Genomic DNA, 17,713 nt, shown 5'->3' on the forward strand with positions numbered 1-17,713 from the left:
CTTACGCTCCGAGCAAGGACTGCCCGCACACCCGTACCACCTGCCCGTTCACCGCCCCCGACCCCGGGGACGCGAACCAGGACGTCGTCTCCGCCACGTCCACCGGAAGCCCGCCCTGCGCGAGGGAGTTCATGCGCCGCCCGGCCTCCCGGATGAAGAGCGGAACGGCCGCCGTCATCTTGGTCTCGATGAACCCGGGGGCCACCGCGTTCACCGTGACCCCGTGCTCCGCGGCGGCCCGCGGCGCCAGGGACCGGACGAGGCCGACGATGCCCGCCTTGCTCGCCGCGTAGTTGGTCTGCCCGGCGTTGCCCGCGATCCCGGCGATGGAGGCGGTGGCGACGATCGACCCGCCGCGCCGCACGGCCCCCGCCTTGAGCAGCGAGTCCGTCGTCCGCAGCACGCTCGCGAGGTTGACGTCCAGGACCGAACTCCAGCGCTCGGCGGGCATGTTGGCGAGGCGCCGGTCACGCGTGATGCCCGCGTTGTGCACGAGGACGTCGAGGCCGGAGTCGGCGGTGAACTCGGCGATCCGCTCACCCGCGTCGTCGGCCGTGATGTCCAGCGGCAGCGCGCGCCCGCCGAGCCGCTCCGCCACCTTCGCGAGGTCGGCCTCGGCGGACGGCACGTCGAGCAGGACGACCTCGGCCCCGTCCCGTACGAGGGTCTCGGCGACGGCCTCGCCGATGCCGCGGGCGGCGCCGGTGACGAGCGCGGTGCGCTCGGCGAGCGGCCGGTCCCAGTTCTCGGGGAGCGTCAACTCGCCTTCCGTGGCGCCCACTTGGATCACCTGCCCGCTCACGTACGCCGACTTCGGTGACAGCAGGAAGCGCAGGGTCGACTCAGCGGCGGCCACCGGGCCCGCGACGCGCACCAGGTTCACGGTGCGGCCGCGCCCGATCTCCTTGCCGAGCGAGCGCACGAAGCCTTCGAGGCCCTGCTGCACGGCCGCCTGGTGGTGGTCCTCGGGCGACGGCGGCGCGCCGAGGACGATCACGCGCCCGCCGGGCGCGAGGGAGCGGACGACCGGGTGTAGCGCGGCGTGCACGTCGGCGAGGGAGTCGAGGCCGGTCACGGCGGTGGCGTCCACGACGGCGGCGGCGGGCCGCTCGGCGGACGAAGCTGAGGACGCGACGTCGAGTCCGGTGCCGGCCAGCAGCGTGGCGAGCTCGTCCCTGTGGACGGACTCGCCCGCCGTGAGGTGCAGCAACTGCCCGTCGAGGCGCGGGTGTTCGGGGCTGAAGCGGTGCAGCGGTGCGGGCTGTGGCAGGCCGAGGCGGCGGGTCAGGAACCGGCCCGGGGCCGTGCCGGTGAAGTTCAGGTAGCGGTCGGCCATTGTCCAGCTCCCAGCTCGGTCGTAAATTTACTAGAGAGTAAGGTTACTCAATGGTCAGTACTTGTCGAGAGCTCAGGAGCTGCCGAACATGGCGCGAACCCCGAAGGCCCCCGCTGCCCCCGCCGCTCCCGTTGCAGGGAACGCTCCGCGCCGCGTCGCCGTCGTCGCCGGCAGCCGCATCCCGTTCGCGCGCTCCGACGGCCCGTACGCGACCGCGTCCAACCAGGACATGCTGACCGCCGCGCTCGACGGCCTCGTCGGGCGGGCGAAGCTCCACGAGCCGGGCGCCGTCGGCGAGTTCGTGGCGGGCGCCGTGCTCAAGCACAGCCGCGACTTCAACCTCGCGCGCGAGACCGTCCTCGGTTCGATGCTGGACGCGCGCACGCCCGCGTACGACATCCAGCAGGCGTGCGGCACCGGTCTGCAGGCCGTGATCGCCGCCGCCAACAAGATCGCGCTGGGTCAGACCGAGAGCGCGATCGCGGGCGGCTCCGACACCGCGAGCGACGCCCCGCTCGGCGTCAACGACGAGCTGCGCAAGATCCTCCTGGAGGCGCGGCGGGCCAAGTCGGCGGGCGCCAGGCTCAAGGCGCTGGCCAAGGTCAGGCCGGGCCATCTGATCCCCGACATCCCCCGCAACGCCGAGCCGCGCACCCGCCTGTCCATGGGTGAGCACGCGGCCGTCACCGCGCGCGCGTGGGGCATCGCCCGCGAGGCCCAGGACGAACTGGCCGCCACCAGTCATCAGCGGCTGGCGGCGGCGTACGAGCGCGGCCTCCTGGACGAACTCGTCGTGCCGTACCGGGGGCTTGAGCGCGACCAGAACCTGCGGCCGGGCTCGACGGTCGAGAAACTCGGCACGCTGAAGCCGGTGTTCGGGGTCAAGGGCGAGAACCCGACCATGACCGCCGGGAACTCGACTCCGCTCACGGACGGCGCGGCGGTGGTGCTGCTCGCGAGCGAGGAGTGGGCGGCCGCGCGGGGCCTCGAACCGCTGGCGTATCTGACCGCTTACGAGACGGCGGCGGTGGACTTCGTCGACGGTGACGTCAAGGGCGGCGAGGGCGACGGGCTGCTGATGGCGCCCGCGTACGCCGTGCCGCGGATGCTGGAGCGGGCCGGGCTCGGGGTCGAGGACTTCGACCTGTTCGAGGTGCACGAGGCGTTCGCCTCGCAGGTTCTGGCCACGCTCGCGGCGTGGGAGAAGGCGGGGCTCGCGCCGGTCGACCGGGACCGGTTGAACGTGGCGGGTTCGTCCCTCGCGACCGGTCACCCGTTCGCGGCGACGGGGGCGCGGATCGTCGCGACCCTGGCGAAGCTGCTGGCGGACCGCGGCGGCCCGGGCCGCGGCCTGATCTCGATCTGCGCGGCGGGCGGCCAGGGCGTCACGGCCATCCTGGAGCGCGCCTGAGTTGTTCAAGCCCCTGCGGCGATTGAGCAGCGGGGTCCGGGGCAGAGCCCCGAGACGTCACCCCCGGTTCAGGGCGAGGAAGCCGGGTCCAACTTCAGCACCGCTTCCTCGTCCGCCGACCCCGCAGGCGCCTGGTAAACGACCATCCGCTGCCCACCCGTACGGGCAAGCTGCATCACCTCGAAGGTGAGCGTCATCGCGCCCACCTTCGGATGGTCGAAGGACTTCGTGCCGCCGCTGCGCTCGTGCACGTCGTACCGGTTCCAGATCCGCGCGAAGTCCGGTGACTTCAGGAGGAGTTCGCCGACCAGCGCCGCCATCCTCGGGTCGTCCGCCTCCGTGCCGCCGATGGCCCGCAGATGGGCGACCGACGCGGTCACCGTCTCCTCCCACGGCACGTACAGGGCCCGCCCGACGGGGTGCAGGAAGAGGTAGCGGGTGATGTTGCGCTGCTCGGCGGGCAGGTCCCACAGGCCGGGCAGCAGGCGGCGGCCCGCCGGGTTCGCCGCGAGCACGTAGTTGAAGCGGCTGACCACGTACGCGGGCAGCGGCCGCAGCGCCTCCAGCATCCGGAGCACGGACTCGCGGACCGTGTCGTCGGTGGTGGGGCGGGGCTCGGTGTGCCGGCCCGAGGCCATCTCGGCCAGGTCGTGGAGGCGTTCGTGGGCGTCGCCGCGCAGCCGCAGCGCGTGGGCGATGGCGTCGATCACGGCGGGGGACGGGTTGGTCTCGCGGCCCCGCTCCAGGCGTGTGTAGTAGTCGACGCTCACCCCGGCGAGCGTCGCGAGCTCCTCGCGGCGCAGCCCGGGCGTGCGCCGCAGGCCCGTGCCCGCGGGCAGGCCCGCGTCGGCCGGTGTCACCTGCCCCCTGCGGGCCCGCAGGTAGCGGCCCAGTTCCGTGGTCTCAGCCATACGTGCATTGTCCACGGTCGTCGAGTGCGGTGGGGGGCCGTGTCAGGGCCAGGAACGCGGCACCCCGGTGGAGCGCGGCCTGCCACCTTTCGCAGCGCGGCCGCAGAGTTGTCCTCGCTGCGGGTGGCCGGCAGGCAAGGGCCCTTCCTTCGAGGGGCCCGGGCCCAGGGAGTGCATGTCACAGGGCCGCGGCCCGTGCCTGCCGCCCACCCGCACTTCGAACACCGCCCCAGGAGGACAGCGTGACCACCGTCGCCGCCAGAGCCCGTACCCGTACTCGTACGCGACCCGTACTCGACACCGAGGCGGCCGCACCCGGCCGCGGCGGCCGGACCGCCGCCCTGCTCGCCGCGCTGCTCGGCTTCGCCGTGATCACCATCGACGTGTCGGCCGTGAACATCGCGCTGCCGGGCATCCGGGACGATCTGCACGGTGGGATGACCGGGCTGCAGTGGGTGGCGGACGCGTACACGCTGATGTTCGCGGGGCTGATGCTGTCGGCCGGGGCCCTCTCCGACCGCACGGGCGCCCGCCGCGCCTACGTCCTCGGCACGGCTCTGTTCACCCTCGCGTCGCTGGCCTGCGCACTCGCACCCGGACTCGGTGCGCTGATCGCGGCGCGCGTCGTCCAGGGCGGGGCGGCCGCCGTGCTGATGCCCGCGTCGCTCGCGCTGATCCGGGAGGCGTACGACGACGCGCGGAGGCGGGCGCGGGCGATCGCCCTGTGGACGGTCGGCGGTTCGGTGGCGATGGCGGCGGGCCCGGTGCTCGGCGGCGTAGTCACCGAACACGTCGGCTGGCGTGCGGTGTTCTTCCTGAACCTGCCCGTCGGCGCGGCGATCCTGGCCCTCCTGACGAGAGTCGCCCCGTCCCCGCGCCGCCTGGCACCCCTCGACGTTCCCGGCCAGATCACCGCGGTCCTCACGCTGGCGGGCCTGACCTTCGCGGTCATCGAGGGCGGCGGCGCGGGCCTCGCGGCACTGGCCGTCGCGGTCGTCTCGGCCATCACCTTCTACGTCACGGAGCGGCGCCACCGCGCCCCGATGGTCCCGCTGAGCATGCTGCGCGACCGCACGGTCTCGGTGTCCCTCGCGGTCGGCTTCGCCATCAACGTCGGCTTCTACGGGGTGGTGTTCCTGCTCGGCCTGTACCTCCAGCAACTGCGCGGCATGACGGCGACGGCGGCGGGCCTGGTCTTCGTCCCGCTGGCCGTACTGATCACCGGCACGAACCTGATCTCGCCCCGCGTCGCCGAACGCTTCGGTCGGCGCCCGGTCGTCGTCATCGGTCAACTGGTGCTTGCCCTCGCGATGTTCGCGCTGCTCCCGCTGACGGCGCACACGCCCACGTGGCTGCTCCTGACGCTGCTCGTCCCGACGGGCCTCGGCGGCGCCTTCGCGATCCCCGCGGTGACGGCGATGCTGATGGACGCGGTCCCGGGCCCGCGCGTGGGCACGGCCTCCGGCCTCCTCAACGCCCTCCGCCAAACGGGCGGCGCCCTGGCGGTGGCCCTGTTCGGCACCTTGCTGGCGGGCCAGGGCGAGGGAACGTTCTCCCTGACCGGGATGCGGGTGAGCCTGGTGGTGGCGGGGGTGCTGCTGGTGGCGACAGCGGCCCTGAGTGGAACCTTGCTGCGCAAGGCGACCCCATCAAGCCCCGCCGGCGATTGAGGCGCGGGGCCCGGGGCGGAGCCCCGAGACGTCAACCCCGGTGGACCGCACCATCACGCCGACCGCCGCGCGCATAGCGCCCCGGCGGAACCCCCACCACCCGCTTGAAGCACCGCGACAAATGCGCCTGGTCATAGAACCCGCACGCCTCCGCCACCTCGACCGGTGCCCGCCCGCCGAGCAGCAACCCCCGCGCCCGGTCCACCCGCCGTGACATCACGTACTGATGCGGCGCGATCCCGTACGCGGCACCGAACGACCGCACCAGATGCGCCGGGTGCGCGTGCACCAGGGAGGCGGCCTCCTTGAGCCCGACGCCCTCGGTCACCCGCGCGTCGAGCAGCTCCCGCAACGAGGCCGCGACCCGCCGGTCCGGCGGGGGCCTGCGGTCCTCGGCGAGCGCAGGACGCAACCGCTCCCGCAGTCGCTCCCCGACGAGCGCGAGCCGGGCCGCGGCCTCCAGCTCGTCGCCGGGCTGCGCGAGCGCGGCGTGCAGCTGCCCGATCCGCCGCCGCAGCAGCGGATCCACCAGGTCGGGGCTGTCCGCGGCGGCCCCGATGAACGAGGGGTCGAGCGGCCCGTCACCGGCGGCGTCCAGATACAGCACCCGCTTGCGGAACCCCTCCGGCGTCGCGGCCTGCCCGTTGTGCGGGACCTGCGGCGGCAGCAGCGAGACGGTGCCGAGCGGCGTCCCGTGCTCGTGCCGCTCCAGGTCGTAGCGGACCGCGCCCTCGTCGACGATGAGCAGCGTCCAGGTGTCGTGGACGTGCATCGGATAGGCGTGCCGCGTGAAGTGGGCGTGGAAGACCTCCGCGACCCCCGGTACGCGGGGCTTCCACGCGGTGATCTGCTCGCTGTCACTGCCGCTGGGCATGCAAAAAACGTACAAGACCGGGCGCGGGGGCGGACGGCAGTCTCAAGGCATGAGCACCGAGACCCCCGCCCCGGCCCCCGTCCGCTTCGACACCAAGATCGCCGTCCTGCTCCGGGACGACCTGGAGACCTGGCAGCGCCTGAACGTGACGGCCTTCCTGGTCAGCGGCCTCGGCACCGAGCTGCCCGAGGTGATCGGCGAGCCCTACGAGGACGCGGACGGCACCCCGTACCTGCCGATGCTCCGCCAGCCGGTGCTGGTCTTCGAGGGCGACAAGGCCCTCCTGAAGACCGCCCACGAACGCGCCCTGCGCCGCGCCGTGCCCCGCGCCGTCTTCACGTCCGACCTCTTCACCACCGGCAACGACACCGACAACAGGGCGGCGGTACGAGCCGTCACCACGGCCGAGTTGGATCTGGTGGGCCTCGCGGTGCACGGGCCGAAGAACGCGGTGGACAAGGTGCTGAAGGGCGCGCGTATGCACCGGTGAGGGTTCTACGGGAGCCCGGCGAGCCGCAACAGCCCGGTGACCGCCGCCGCACCCACGACCACCACCGCGAACGGTGCCCGGCGCCACGCCAGGACCCCGCCGACCAGCACCCCGGCGGGCCGCGCCCAGCCGGCGAACTCCTGGCCCGCCATGAGGGCGCCGGTGGCGAGCAGCGCGACGAGCAGGACGGTCGCGCCGTCGGTGAGCAACTCCTGTACGCGTACGGGGAGTTGGACCCGGCCGTGCAGCAGTGGGCCCGCGAGTCGGAAGGCGTAGGTTCCCGCCGCGAGTGCGAGGACGGCGATCAACTGGGCGTTCACGCGGGCCTCCCGGCCGGACTCTTGGCGAACAGCAGCCCGGCCAGGGCGAGCAGTACGGGCACGCCCGCGGGCAGGAACGGGGTGGCGGCGACCGCGATCACGGCGCCCGCCGCCGCGGCCCGCCGCACCCCGTGGCCGTCCCGCAGCGCGGGCAGCACCAGGGCGAGCAGCACCGCGGGGAACGCCGCGTCGAGCCCGAACCGGTCGGTGTCCCCGAGCGCGGTTCCGGCGAGCGCCCCGGCGAGGACGCTCACGTTCCAGGCGGCGAAGAGGCCGAGGCCGGAGAGCCAGAAGGCGGTGCGCCTGCGGGCCGGGTCCTTCTCCGCCATCACGAACGCGGCCGTCTCGTCGGTGACGAGGTGCGCGCCGACGAGCCGTGCGAACCAGGACGTCCCGAGCGCGTCGGAGATGGCCAGGCTGAAGGCGGCGGTCCGGGTGTTCAGGAGCAGACCGGTCGCGGCCGCGGCGAGAGGACCGCCCCCGGCGGCGAACACTCCCACCGCGCTGAACTGCGCGGATCCCGCGAACACGAGCAGCGACATCGCGACGGGCAGCCACACCGGCAGCCCGCTCGCGACCGAGACGGCGCCGAAGGAGAGGCCGACGACCGCGTCGGCGAGCCAGACGAGGGCGCAGTCGCGGAGCAGGCGGGGGTCGATGGCGGGTGCGCGACCCGACAGTGTTCGGTGTGGCGGGCTGAGTGTTCGGTCCGGCGAACGCATGGCAGGAGCATGCGCGCATCCTTGGGTGTTCGTCAAGCCGAACGATAGGCTTGCTGCAGCGAACGACAGTCCGAACCGCACGGACGCCGGGCAACGACGGGAGCGCACGCATGACCGAGCCGACCGGTGGGGGCGCCCCCGCCTCCGCACCCGCCCCTGCCGCCACCTCCGCCCGCCTCCCGCTCGACCGCATCGCCGCGGCGCTCCGCCGCGAACGCACCCGCGCCGGGCTCTCCCTCTCCGAACTGGCCAAGCGCGCCGGCATCGCGAAGTCCACGCTGTCCCAGCTGGAGGCCGCGCACGGCAAGCCGGGCCTGGAGACCATGTGGGCGCTGAGCGTCGCCCTGGAGGTCCCGCCGAGCGTGCTCCTCGACCCGCCGCGCACCGCGGTCCACGTCATCCGCGCGGGCCAGGGCCCGGCCGTCCCCTCCGAGGTGGCCAACTACAGCGCGGCGCTGCTCTCCGCGAGCCCGCCGGGCGCCCGTCGTGACCTGTACTTCCTCCAGGTCGAGCCGGGCAGCCCGCGCGACTCGGACGCGCACATGCCCGGCACCACGGAGCACCTGATCGTCGCGACGGGCCGGGTCCTCGCGGGCCCGACGGAGGACCCCGTCGAACTCGCCCCCGGCGACTACCTCTCGTACCCCGGCGACGTGTCCCACACGTGCCGGGCGCTGGAGCCGGGGACGACCTGCGTGCTGGTGATGCAGCACACGTAGGCGGTCGCGGGGCCTTCGCGGGCGGGCCTACTTCTTGCGGTGGTTGAGCAACTGCTCCCGCACCATCGTGAGCTGGTGCGACGTCTCCACGGCGAGCCCCTCGTCCAGCGTCGTCATCGCCAGCAGCAGGGCGTCCGCCACCACGAGGGCCGTCAGGGCCTCCGCGGTGATTCCCGTGGGGGTGTGCGGGGCGGTGAGGACCGCGTCGACCCGCTCCCCGTACCGCTCGGCCAGTTCGTCCGTGACCAGGACGACCCGCGCGCCCACCGCCCGCGCCCGGTCGATGAGGACCGTCAACTCGGGCAGATCGCGGCCGGGTTGGAAGATGACGACCGCGTCGCCCCGGCGCAGCCGCAGCAGCTGGTCCGCGAGGGCGAAGCCCGTGGAGCCGATGTACTGTGCCCGGCGTCCGACCCTGCCGAGCGCCAACGCCAGGTGCCGCGCGGCGAGTTCGGAGGCGGCGACCCCGTAGCAGTGGATCTCGCCGGCCTCCGCGAGGAAGCCCACCGCCGCCCGCAGCGCGTCGCCGGGCGTCAGCCGCCGGGCGTGCTCGATGCGCTCCGCGGCCTCGTCGAAGACCTCGCCCCAGATCGCGTCCAGGTCCCGGCCGACGTGGTCGATGCGCTGCTTCAGCCGCACCTCGGGGGCCACCGCGGACGTGAGGTCCGAGGCCAGCTCCCGCTTGAGCGCGGGCAGCCCCGCGTACCCGAGCCGCTGCAGCGTCCGCACCACGCTCGCGTTGCTGGTGCCGCTCGCCGCCCCCAGCTCCTGCGCGGAGGCGAAGAGGAGTGATTCGGCGGGCGCGCTCACCAGGTACTGGGCCACGGCCCGTTCGGACGCGGACAGTTCGTCCCAGTGCTCGCGCACGGCGCCGCGCAGTCTGGCGACCCCATCGGTAATTTCCATTACAGCTATTGACTCTCGTGTGACGGCCGTTACTCTCCTGGGCAACGCATTCCAAGTGGAGAGCATCTCGTAATCGACGTTACAGCACGGTTTCGGGAGGCGGACCCCTCCGGGCCCGCACGGACCCTCTCCGTGGCGAGGAGAACAATGGCACCCCGCACCACCGCACCCCGAACCCTCCCGGTCGTCGAGATCAGCGGCGCCCCTCTGGACCGCGGCCGCCAGTACGGCGAGGCCGTCAGGCCCCAACTGCACGCCGCCATCGGCTACTACGAGCAGGCCTTCGGCCAGTCGGCCGGTCTGACCTGGGACCGGGTCACCGCCCGCGCCGCCCGCTGGCTGGAGCCGGTGCGCGCGTACGCCCCCGAACTCCTCGACGAGATGCGGGGGATCGCCGACGGGGCGGGTGTCGACGTGCTCGACGTCCTCGCGCTCAACGCCCGCGGCGAGGTCATCTACGACCGCTCGTTCAAGGACATGGCGGCCGAGCGGGAGGAGGAACCCGCCGAGGGCTGCACCTCGTTCGCCGCCTTCGGCGAGGCCAGCGGCGACGGCCACGTCTGGGCGGGCCAGAACTGGGACTGGCGGGCCGGCGTCGCCGACACCGTCGTCATGATCCGGATCGTGCAGCCGCCCAAGCCCACCGTGATCATGCAGGTGGAGGCGGGCCAGATCGGCCGCCAGGGCGCCAACTCCGCCGGAATCGCCCTCAACGCCAACGGCCTCGGCGGCCGCTTCAACGACGCGATCGGCCTCCCGCAGACGGTCGTCCGCCGCAGCGTCCTCGACACCCACACCGTCACCGACGCCCTCGACGTGCTGTGCCGCACCCGCGCCCACATCGCCAGCAACGCCCTGCTGACCTGCCGCGAGGGCTTCGCCGTCGACCTGGAGACGACGCCCGCGGGCATCGGCTGGCTGTACCCGACGGGCGGCCTGCTCGTGCACGGCAACCACTACCAGGCCGGTGTCCCCGCGGCTCTCGCCGCCGACTACCGGCCGATGTCCTCCGACTCCCTGGTCCGCGTCCCGCGCGCCGAACAGGGCCTCGCCGCGCTGCGGGGATCCGCCGACCCCGACGCGTCCCGCAAGCTCATCAAGGAGGCGATGTCGGACCACCTCGGCCTGCCCGAGTCCCTGTGCACCCACCCCGACGCCCGCGAGCCCGAGGTCAAGCACTGGATGACGCTCGTCTCGTCCTGCGTCGACCTGACCAGCGGCGACTACCACGTCACCGCGGGCACCCCCTGCGACCGCGACTACCAGCACCTGCCCTGGAACCTCTACGACGGCCCGTACGGAGACGCCCGATGAGACGCCCGATGAGACTGCCCTTGGCGACGACGAAGTCCCGAAGAGTGCCGGCCGCGGCCCTGCTCGCCACGGCCACCCTCCTCGCCGCCACCGCCTGCGCGGGCGCCGACCGCCCCGAGGGCCAGGGCGCCGGCACCCCGGCCGCCGACCTGAAGCTGGACGCGACCACGCCCGCCGCCAAAGGCCCGGTGAAGAAGGCGAACTGGCTCCTGGAGGACGAGCCGGACTCCCTCGACCTGGACGCGCAGGGCACCAGCGCGGGCCGCGTCGTCCTCACCAACGTCTGCGAGCGCCTCTACCAGCTCCAGCCCGACATGACGACGAAGCCGCTGCTCGCCGAGAAGGCCGAGACCTCCGACGGCGGCCGCAAGCTGACCTTCACCGTCCGCGACGACGTCACGTTCCACGACGGCACGAAGCTCACCGCCGACGACGTGCTGTGGTCCCTGAAGCGGCACGCCGCCAAGGACATGGAGCAGTCCGACGAGTTCGAGAACGTCACCTCGATGACGAAGACGGCACCCCACCGCGTCACCGTCACCTTCAAGGCGCCCGACGCCATGTTCCTCAAGGCCATGGCAGGCGACGCCGGCATCGTCTGGAACAAGAGGCAAGTCACCGATTCCGGAAAGGAGTTCGGCACACCCGGACAGCCGGACGCCTGCTCGGGACCGTACGAACTCGCCCGCTGGAAGTCCGGCGACTCGATAGCCATCCGCGCGTACGACGACTACTGGGGCAAGAAGCCCCTCACCCGCGAAGTCGTCTTCCGCTGGGCCTCCGACAGCGCCCTGGTCAACGCGCTCAAGACGGGCGCGGCCGACGGCGCGTACGCGGAGTCCCCGAACACGGCGGCGGCGCTGCGCGCGGACAAGGACCTGGCGCAGTACTACGGCCCCTCCACCGCATCGCTCGCCCTCATCTCCACCGACCGCGGCGGCCTCACCGACCCGCGGATCCGCCGCGCGCTCTCGCTCTCCCTCGACCGCACGGGCATCGCCGACTCCGGCTACGGCGGCCTGGTCCAGCCGTGGGCGTCCCCGGTCGGCTCGGGCGCCTGGGGCTACGAGAAGGCCGCGTTCGCCGCCGCGCAGAAGAAGTTGACGCGCCTCGCCCCCGCCTCGCCCACCGCGTCCGACCTCGCCCGCGCCAAGAAGCTCGTCAAGGAGGCCGGCGCCCCCACAGAACCCGTCGTCATCGGCACCGACGCCAGCCAGGGCCGCACCGTCATCGCGAACGCCACCCGCGCCGCCCTCCAGCGCGTCGGCGTCCGCGCGGAGATCAAGACCGTGCCGACGGCCCAGTTCGAGGAGTTCTACAGCGACCCGACGGCCCGCGCCGACATCGACGTACTCGTGGGCGACTGGTACATCTCCAAGGCCGACCCCATGGGGTTCTACGACAACGGGCTCTCCGACTCCCCGAACAACTGGGTCGGCTTCAAGGACGCCACGTACGACCGGCAGGTCAAGCAGGCCCTCGGCACCCTCGACGACGCGGCCCGAGCGAAGCTCGCCACCACCGTCCAGCGCACCTTCGTCGAGAACGCGGTGTGGATCCCGGTGGCGCAGGTCCCCACGATCCTCGTCCTGAACAAGAAGCTGACCGGGCCGACGGCCTCGCAGTCCTACCTCTACTACCCGTGGGCCGCCGGGCTCGGCGCGCGAGGGGGCCACCAGTGAAGACGCTGCCCCTGCGCGCGGTGACACTCCTCTCGCGCCGCATCGCCGGTCTGGTCGCGACCCTCGTCGCCGCCTCGTTCGTCATCTTCGCCGCCGTGTACGCGGCGCCCGGCGACCCCGCCGTCTTCCTCGCGGGCGGCCGCGACAAGCTGACCCCCGAACGGCTCGCCCAGGTCCGCGCCCAGTACCACCTCGACGAACCGCTCGCCGTCCAGTACGGCCGCTGGCTGTGGGACACCGTCCACCTCGACCTCGGCCGCTCCTTCAAGTACGGCGACCAGGTCGCGGACCTCATCTCCTCCCGCCTCGCCACCACCCTCGAACTCGTCGCGTACGCAACGGTGTTGTACGTGATCCTCGGCGTCGGCGCCGGGATCCTCGCGGCCGTACGGCGCTCCACCTGGGTCGACTCGGCGGTGGTCGGCGGCACGACCCTCGCCGCGTCCGTCCCCTCGTTCGTGGCCGCGATCGCGCTGGTCTCGCTGTTCGGCGTCCAGCTCGGCTGGTTCCCGGTGACCGGGGCGGGCGACGGCTTCGCCGGCACCGTCCACCACCTCACCCTGCCCGCCGTCTCCCTCGCCCTCGGCGCGCTCGCCATCATCAGCCGCGTCACCCGGCAGGCCATGGCGGACGCCGCCGCCTCCGACCACGTCGAGGCGGCCCGCGCCTCCGGCGTCCCGGAACGCGACATCGTCCGCCGCCATGTCCTGCGCAACGCCCTCGGCCCCATCGTCACCATGTGCGGCCTCGTCATGGCGGGCATGCTCGCCGGCACCGTCGTCGTCGAGACGGCGTTCGGCATCAGCGGCATCGGCTCCCTGCTGGTCAACGCCATCAACACCCATGACTTCCCGGTCGCCCAGGCGGTCCTCCTCCTGATGGTCACCGGCTACGTGGTCGTGACGACGCTCGTCGACCTGGCCCACCCCCTCCTCGACCCGAGAGTGAAGGAGGCCCACGCATGACGGCGGCCCTCACCCTGACCCCCGTCAGGACCACGCGACGCCCCCTCGGCGTCACCCTCGCCGCGGCGGTGCTCGCCCTCGTCGTCCTCGCGGCCCTCGCCGCACCCCTGCTCGCGCCCTACGCCCCCGACGCCATCGACCTCTCCGCCTCCCTCGTCGGCACCGGCGCCGAGCACCTCCTCGGCACCGACTCCTCGGGCCAGGACCTGCTCTCGCGCGTGCTCTACGGCGCCCGGTCCAGCCTCGTCGCACCGGTCGCGCTGCTCGCGGTCGCGGCGGCCCTCGGGGTGACGCTCGGCGTGCTCGCCGCCTGGCGCGGCGGCTGGGTGGACACGTTCGTCTCCCGCCTCACCGACGTGATGTACGCCTTCCCCGGGCTGCTCTTCACGGTCCTGATCATCGCCGTGTTCGGCGCGGGCATGACGACGGCGATCCTCGCCCTCGGCCTCGCCTTCACCCCGACCATCGCCAAGTACACCCGCTCCCTCGCCCTGTCCGAGGCCCGCAAGCCGTACGTCGACGCGTACCGCGTGCAGGGCATGGGCGGCGCCCGGATCTGCGCGCTGCACCTGGTCCCGAACCTGGGCCGGTCGATCCTCGGCTACGTGGTCGTCCTCTTCGGCGAGGCCCTGATGTCGCTCGCGACCCTCTCCTACCTGGGCTTCGGCGCTCAACCGCCGTCCTCCGACTGGGGCCTGATGGTCCAGGAGGGCCAGGCCGCGATCGTCCAGGGCGCGCTCCTGCCCGCCCTCGTCCCCGGCACGGCCATCGCCCTGGTCGTCGTCTCCTTCAACGTCGTCGGGGTCTGGGCCGCCGACCGCCTCGGAAGGCAGAACTGATGACCACGACGATGAACACCACCACGAAGACGCTGCTCTCGATCGAGAACCTCACGGTCACGGTCCCCGGCGCCGCCCGCCCCCTCCTCGACCAGGTCTCCCTGAACGTCGCCGAGGGCGAGGTCGTCGGCCTGGTGGGGGAGTCCGGCTCGGGCAAGTCGACGACGGCGAAGGCCGCGCTCGGCCTGCTGCCGGACGGGGCCACGACCACGGGAACGGTCCAGGTCGAGGGCGCGGACGTCCTGTCCCTGCGCGGAGAGGAATTGCGAAGGCACAGGTCGGACACCGTCGCGATGATCCACCAGGACCCGCGCGCCGCCCTCAACCCCGTCCGCCGCATCGGCGACTTCCTCACCGAACGCGGCGCGACGAAGGACGAGGCGCTCGACCTGCTCGCCGCGGTCGGCCTGCCCGCCCCCGCCCGCCACCTGCGCCAGCGCCCGCACGAACTCTCCGGCGGCATGCTCCAACGCGTCGTCATCGCGGGAGCCCTGGCGGCCCGCCCCCGGCTCCTCCTCGCCGACGAGGCGACCAGCGCGCTCGACGTGACGACCCAGGCGGAGATCCTCACGCAACTCCGCGAGGCCCGTGAGTCCCGGGGCGCCGGCCTCCTCTTCATCACGCACGACCTGCACCTGGCAGCGGCCTACTGCGACCGCGTCCACGTCATGTACGCGGGCCGCGTCGTCGAACACCGCACGGCGGACGCCCTGTTCACGACCCCGGCCCACCCGTACACCCGCGGCCTCCTCACCTGCTCCCCGACCCTGGGCGAGTCCAGCACCCTGACCCCGATCCCGGGCAGGCCCCCGTCCTTGTCGGACACGTTCCCGGGCTGCCCGTTCGCGGACCGCTGCCCGGACGCGGAGCCCGACTGCCACACATGGACACCCCAGGCACACGAGGTGGACGACGGTTCGGCGATGTGCATCGCTGTGGGCAGGCGTCCCGCACGGCGGGACGGGTGGGCACAGCCCCCGGTGCCGCGCAACGAGAAAGAGGGGGCAGGCCCCAAGTGACCACGCAACCACCACTCCTGGAGGTCACGGACCTCCGCAAGACGTACCCCCTGCCGACCGGCGGCAGCCACACCGCCGCGGACGCCATCACCTTCACCCTCACCCCCGGCGGAGCCCTCGGCATCGTCGGCGAATCCGGCTCCGGCAAGACCACCGTCGCCCGCATGCTCGTCGGCCTCGTCCGCCCCGACCACGGCACCATCAAGGTCGACGGCACCCCGAGACCCGCGAAACCCCCGCGCGGCAAGGCCCCCCGCCTCGCCAGGGCCCGCCAGATCCAGATGGTGTTCCAGGACCCGTACGTCTCCCTCGACCCCCGCCTCACCGCCGAACAGTGCCTGCGCTCCGCCCTGCGCCTGCACGGCCGCGACGAATCCACCGCGTCCGCGCTCCTCGACCAGGTGGGCCTCGGCGCACGCGAGGCCACGGCCCTGCCCCGCCACCTCTCCGGCGGCCAGCGCCAGCGCCTGGCCATCGCCCGCGCCCTCGCCGTCGACCCCCGCATCCTGGTCCTCGACGAGGCGGTCGCCGCGCTCGACGTCTCCATCCAGGCGCAGATCCTGCGGCTCCTCGACGAGATCCGCCGGGACACCGCGGTGGCCCTGGTCTTCGTCAGCCACGACCTGGCGGTCGTCCAGCACGTCACGGACGAGGTCCTGGTGATGCGGCGGGGCCGAGTGGTCGAGCAGGGGCCCACGCGCCGCGTCCTGAGCGAGCCCACCGACCCGTACACAAAGCTGCTGCTCGCCTCGGTGCCGGGCAGGGGCTGGGACCCGGCGGACGCCGTCGCGGCCCGCGCCGCGCTCACGTAGAAATTCACGGAGAAAAGGCAGGAGCCCCGCTGCCGTAAGGCGCGGGGCTCCTTGGGTACTGCACTAGGTTCCGGATCAGATCACGGCAACCACCGTGTGATCACGAAGGGGATCAGACGGGGGTGACGTTCTCCGCCTGCGGGCCCTTCGGGCCCTGCGTGACGTCGAAGGACACGGCCTGGTTCTCCTCGAGGGAGCGGAAGCCGCTTGCGTTGATCGCGGAGTAGTGGACGAAAACGTCCGGGCCGCCGCCTTCCTGGGCGATGAAGCCAAAGCCCTTTTCAGCGTTGAACCACTTCACGGTTCCGGTAGCCATAAGCCCTCCCATGGGCCAAAGGGTTGCCCTGCTCCAGAACCTGCAAATGCGCTTGCGAACAACTGCAAAAGTCTGAAAACGACGAGAGCCCGCGGTCACATGCTCCGCAGGCTCTGTACTGCAAGGGAAACCAAACTGCAACTTGCGGCGAGCCTAGCACGCAGGCAGCCGAATGCAATAGAGGGCAAGATCACTTCACCCTCAGGTTTGATCTGGTTCCCGTGGGGGTTGACCCGGGGCCGCGCCGGACCCGGATCCTGCACCGTACCGCACTGGGTTTAGTCTCGCGATGTGGACAATTCTCCCGAGACCCTGAAGGCCGCGCGGCGCACTCGTCCGCGAGTGGGCCACATCCAGTTCCTGAACTGCATGCCCCTGTACTGGGGACTTGCCAGGACGGGCTCGCTCCTGGACTTCGAGCTGACGAAGGACACGCCGGAGAAGCTGAGCGAGCAGCTGGTGAACGGTGACCTCGACATCGGTCCCATCACCCTCGTCGAGTTCCTCAAGGCGGCCGACGACCTCGTCGCGTTCCCCAATCTCGCGGTGGGCTGCGACGGCCCCGTGATGTCCTGCGTGATCGTCTCGCAGGTCCCCCTCGACCAGTTGGACGGCCGGCGTGTCGCCCTCGGGTCCACCTCCCGCACGTCGGTGCGGCTCGCGCAGCTGCTGCTGGCCGAGCGCTTCGGCGTCCGGCCCGACTACTACACGTGCCCGCCCGACCTGGGTCTGATGATGCAGGACGCGGAGGCGGCCGTACTGATCGGGGACGCGGCGCTGCGGGCCAACCTGCACGACGCCCCGCGGCTCGGCCTGGAGGTGCACGACCTGGGCGCGCTGTGGAAGGAGTGGACGGGTCTCCCGTTCGTCTTCGCGGTGTGGGCGGCGCGCAAGGAGTACGTGGAGCGCGAGCCGCAGATCACGCAGAAGGTGCACGAGGCGTTCCTCGCCTCGCGCGATCTGTCCCTCGAAGAGGTCGCCAAGGTCGCCGAGCAGGCGGCCCGCTGGGAGGTCTTCGACGAGAAGGTCCTCGAGGAGTACTTCACGACGCTCGACTTCCGCTTCGGTCCCGCGCAGCTGGAAGGCGTCACGGAGTTCGCGCGCAGGGTCGGACCCACGACGGGATTTCCCGCGGATGTACGGGTCGAGCTGCTGATGTCGTGAATTCCCCTGTACGCGCCCGTGGCCCGTGGGTCGCGGGCGTTCTCCGGCGCGGGATTTCCGGAACCTTGTACGGGAATTCCGCACCGGTGGGGTGAATTCGGCATGAATTCGCGGTGATCCGCTCCGCTCTCCCGTGTGCTCCCGATGCGTTCCGTATGTGTTCCCGGGTGCGTTCCGGATGTGCTCCGGTGCGTTCGAGAGGCATGTGCGCGGGTGAGGCGCGGGGCTACGCTGCTGATGCGT

Annotated in this window: 18 protein-coding genes; 11 read left to right on the forward strand and 7 right to left on the reverse strand. The window is 72.5% G+C overall.

Features of this window, described 5'->3' with window-relative positions; translation table 11 throughout:
- Position 1: 1 nt before the first annotated feature.
- Positions 2-1,336: a 3-oxoacyl-ACP reductase gene (locus ACZ7L4_RS20925; RefSeq protein WP_472104513.1), complete on the reverse strand. Its 1,335-nt coding sequence runs from the start codon at positions 1,334-1,336 to the stop codon at positions 2-4.
- An 88-nt stretch (positions 1,337-1,424) separates the two neighbouring features.
- Between ACZ7L4_RS20925 and ACZ7L4_RS20930 the strand changes: the two genes are divergently transcribed.
- Positions 1,425-2,747 carry an acetyl-CoA C-acetyltransferase gene (locus tag ACZ7L4_RS20930; protein WP_472104515.1) on the forward strand — a complete coding sequence of 441 codons (1,323 nt, stop codon included), beginning with the start codon at positions 1,425-1,427 and terminating at the stop codon, positions 2,745-2,747.
- Positions 2,748-2,815: 68 nt separating this feature from the next.
- On the opposite strand, the gene ACZ7L4_RS20935 is transcribed toward ACZ7L4_RS20930, so the two are convergent.
- On the reverse strand, positions 2,816-3,658 hold the full coding sequence (locus ACZ7L4_RS20935; RefSeq protein WP_472104517.1) for a helix-turn-helix domain-containing protein: 843 nt from the start codon (positions 3,656-3,658) through the stop codon (positions 2,816-2,818).
- 242 nt (positions 3,659-3,900) lie between these two features.
- Here ACZ7L4_RS20935 and ACZ7L4_RS20940 point away from each other — a divergent pair, with 242 nt between their 5' ends.
- Complete coding sequence (locus tag ACZ7L4_RS20940; RefSeq protein WP_472104519.1) at positions 3,901-5,328, forward strand: MFS transporter; 1,428 nt, start codon at positions 3,901-3,903, stop codon at positions 5,326-5,328.
- Positions 5,329-5,359: 31 nt separating this feature from the next.
- Here ACZ7L4_RS20940 and ACZ7L4_RS20945 read toward each other — a convergent pair whose 3' ends face one another.
- Positions 5,360-6,202 carry a helix-turn-helix domain-containing protein gene (locus tag ACZ7L4_RS20945; RefSeq protein WP_472104521.1) on the reverse strand — a complete coding sequence of 281 codons (843 nt, stop codon included), beginning with the start codon at positions 6,200-6,202 and terminating at the stop codon, positions 5,360-5,362.
- On the opposite strand from ACZ7L4_RS20945, the gene ACZ7L4_RS20950 reads away from it, so the two are divergent.
- Positions 6,201-6,692, forward strand: a complete 492-nt coding sequence (locus tag ACZ7L4_RS20950) for a DUF2000 family protein (RefSeq protein WP_472104522.1) — start codon at positions 6,201-6,203, stop codon at positions 6,690-6,692. The two genes, ACZ7L4_RS20945 and ACZ7L4_RS20950, sit on opposite strands and share 2 nt — an antisense overlap.
- 5 nt (positions 6,693-6,697) lie before the next feature.
- On the opposite strand, the gene ACZ7L4_RS20955 is transcribed toward ACZ7L4_RS20950, so the two are convergent.
- Together ACZ7L4_RS20955 and ACZ7L4_RS20960 are read right to left on the reverse strand one after the other, a co-directional pair.
- Positions 6,698-7,012, reverse strand: coding sequence for an AzlD domain-containing protein (locus ACZ7L4_RS20955; protein ID WP_472104523.1), 315 nt, complete (start codon positions 7,010-7,012; stop codon positions 6,698-6,700).
- Positions 7,009-7,734 (reverse strand): AzlC family ABC transporter permease, encoded by a 726-nt coding sequence (locus ACZ7L4_RS20960; RefSeq protein ID WP_472104525.1) that lies wholly within the window; start codon positions 7,732-7,734, stop codon positions 7,009-7,011. The genes ACZ7L4_RS20955 and ACZ7L4_RS20960 overlap by 4 nt, the downstream gene beginning before the upstream one ends.
- Before the next feature lie 110 nt (positions 7,735-7,844).
- On the opposite strand from ACZ7L4_RS20960, the gene ACZ7L4_RS20965 reads away from it, so the two are divergent.
- The gene (locus ACZ7L4_RS20965; RefSeq protein WP_472104527.1) at positions 7,845-8,453 is read left to right on the forward strand and encodes a helix-turn-helix domain-containing protein; all 609 of its coding nucleotides are present in this window, start codon (positions 7,845-7,847) and stop codon (positions 8,451-8,453) included.
- Positions 8,454-8,480: 27 nt separating this feature from the next.
- Here the strand turns inward: ACZ7L4_RS20965 and ACZ7L4_RS20970 are convergent, their stop codons facing one another.
- A complete protein-coding gene (locus tag ACZ7L4_RS20970; RefSeq protein WP_472104529.1) occupies positions 8,481-9,359 on the reverse strand; it encodes a MurR/RpiR family transcriptional regulator in 879 nt (292 codons plus the stop codon).
- 147 nt (positions 9,360-9,506) lie between these two features.
- Here ACZ7L4_RS20970 and ACZ7L4_RS20975 point away from each other — a divergent pair, with 147 nt between their 5' ends.
- Genes ACZ7L4_RS20975 through ACZ7L4_RS21000 form a run of 6 tightly spaced genes read left to right on the forward strand, consistent with a single transcriptional unit; the run spans position 9,507 to position 15,990 of the window.
- The gene (locus ACZ7L4_RS20975) at positions 9,507-10,673 is read left to right on the forward strand and encodes a C45 family autoproteolytic acyltransferase/hydolase (RefSeq protein WP_472104531.1); all 1,167 of its coding nucleotides are present in this window, start codon (positions 9,507-9,509) and stop codon (positions 10,671-10,673) included.
- Between the two features lie 8 nt (positions 10,674-10,681).
- Positions 10,682-12,355: an ABC transporter substrate-binding protein gene (locus ACZ7L4_RS20980; RefSeq protein ID WP_472104533.1), complete on the forward strand. Its 1,674-nt coding sequence runs from the start codon at positions 10,682-10,684 to the stop codon at positions 12,353-12,355.
- Complete coding sequence (locus ACZ7L4_RS20985; RefSeq protein WP_472104535.1) at positions 12,352-13,320, forward strand: ABC transporter permease; 969 nt, start codon at positions 12,352-12,354, stop codon at positions 13,318-13,320. Before ACZ7L4_RS20980 ends, ACZ7L4_RS20985 begins: the two co-directional genes overlap by 4 nt.
- On the forward strand, positions 13,317-14,159 hold the full coding sequence (locus tag ACZ7L4_RS20990; protein WP_472104537.1) for an ABC transporter permease: 843 nt from the start codon (positions 13,317-13,319) through the stop codon (positions 14,157-14,159). The genes ACZ7L4_RS20985 and ACZ7L4_RS20990 overlap by 4 nt, the downstream gene beginning before the upstream one ends.
- A complete protein-coding gene (locus tag ACZ7L4_RS20995; protein WP_472104539.1) occupies positions 14,159-15,178 on the forward strand; it encodes an ABC transporter ATP-binding protein in 1,020 nt (339 codons plus the stop codon). Before ACZ7L4_RS20990 ends, ACZ7L4_RS20995 begins: the two co-directional genes overlap by 1 nt.
- The gene (locus ACZ7L4_RS21000; protein ID WP_472104541.1) at positions 15,175-15,990 is read left to right on the forward strand and encodes an ABC transporter ATP-binding protein; all 816 of its coding nucleotides are present in this window, start codon (positions 15,175-15,177) and stop codon (positions 15,988-15,990) included. The genes ACZ7L4_RS20995 and ACZ7L4_RS21000 overlap by 4 nt, the downstream gene beginning before the upstream one ends.
- 112 nt (positions 15,991-16,102) lie before the next feature.
- Here the strand turns inward: ACZ7L4_RS21000 and ACZ7L4_RS21005 are convergent, their stop codons facing one another.
- Positions 16,103-16,306, reverse strand: a complete 204-nt coding sequence (locus ACZ7L4_RS21005; protein ID WP_003998944.1) for a cold-shock protein — start codon at positions 16,304-16,306, stop codon at positions 16,103-16,105.
- A 312-nt stretch (positions 16,307-16,618) separates the two neighbouring features.
- Between ACZ7L4_RS21005 and ACZ7L4_RS21010 the strand changes: the two genes are divergently transcribed.
- The gene (locus ACZ7L4_RS21010; protein ID WP_472105624.1) at positions 16,619-17,470 is read left to right on the forward strand and encodes a menaquinone biosynthetic enzyme MqnA/MqnD family protein; all 852 of its coding nucleotides are present in this window, start codon (positions 16,619-16,621) and stop codon (positions 17,468-17,470) included.
- Positions 17,471-17,713: the final 243 nt, after the last annotated feature.

The organism is Streptomyces sp. NPDC107575, from assembly GCF_055657265.1.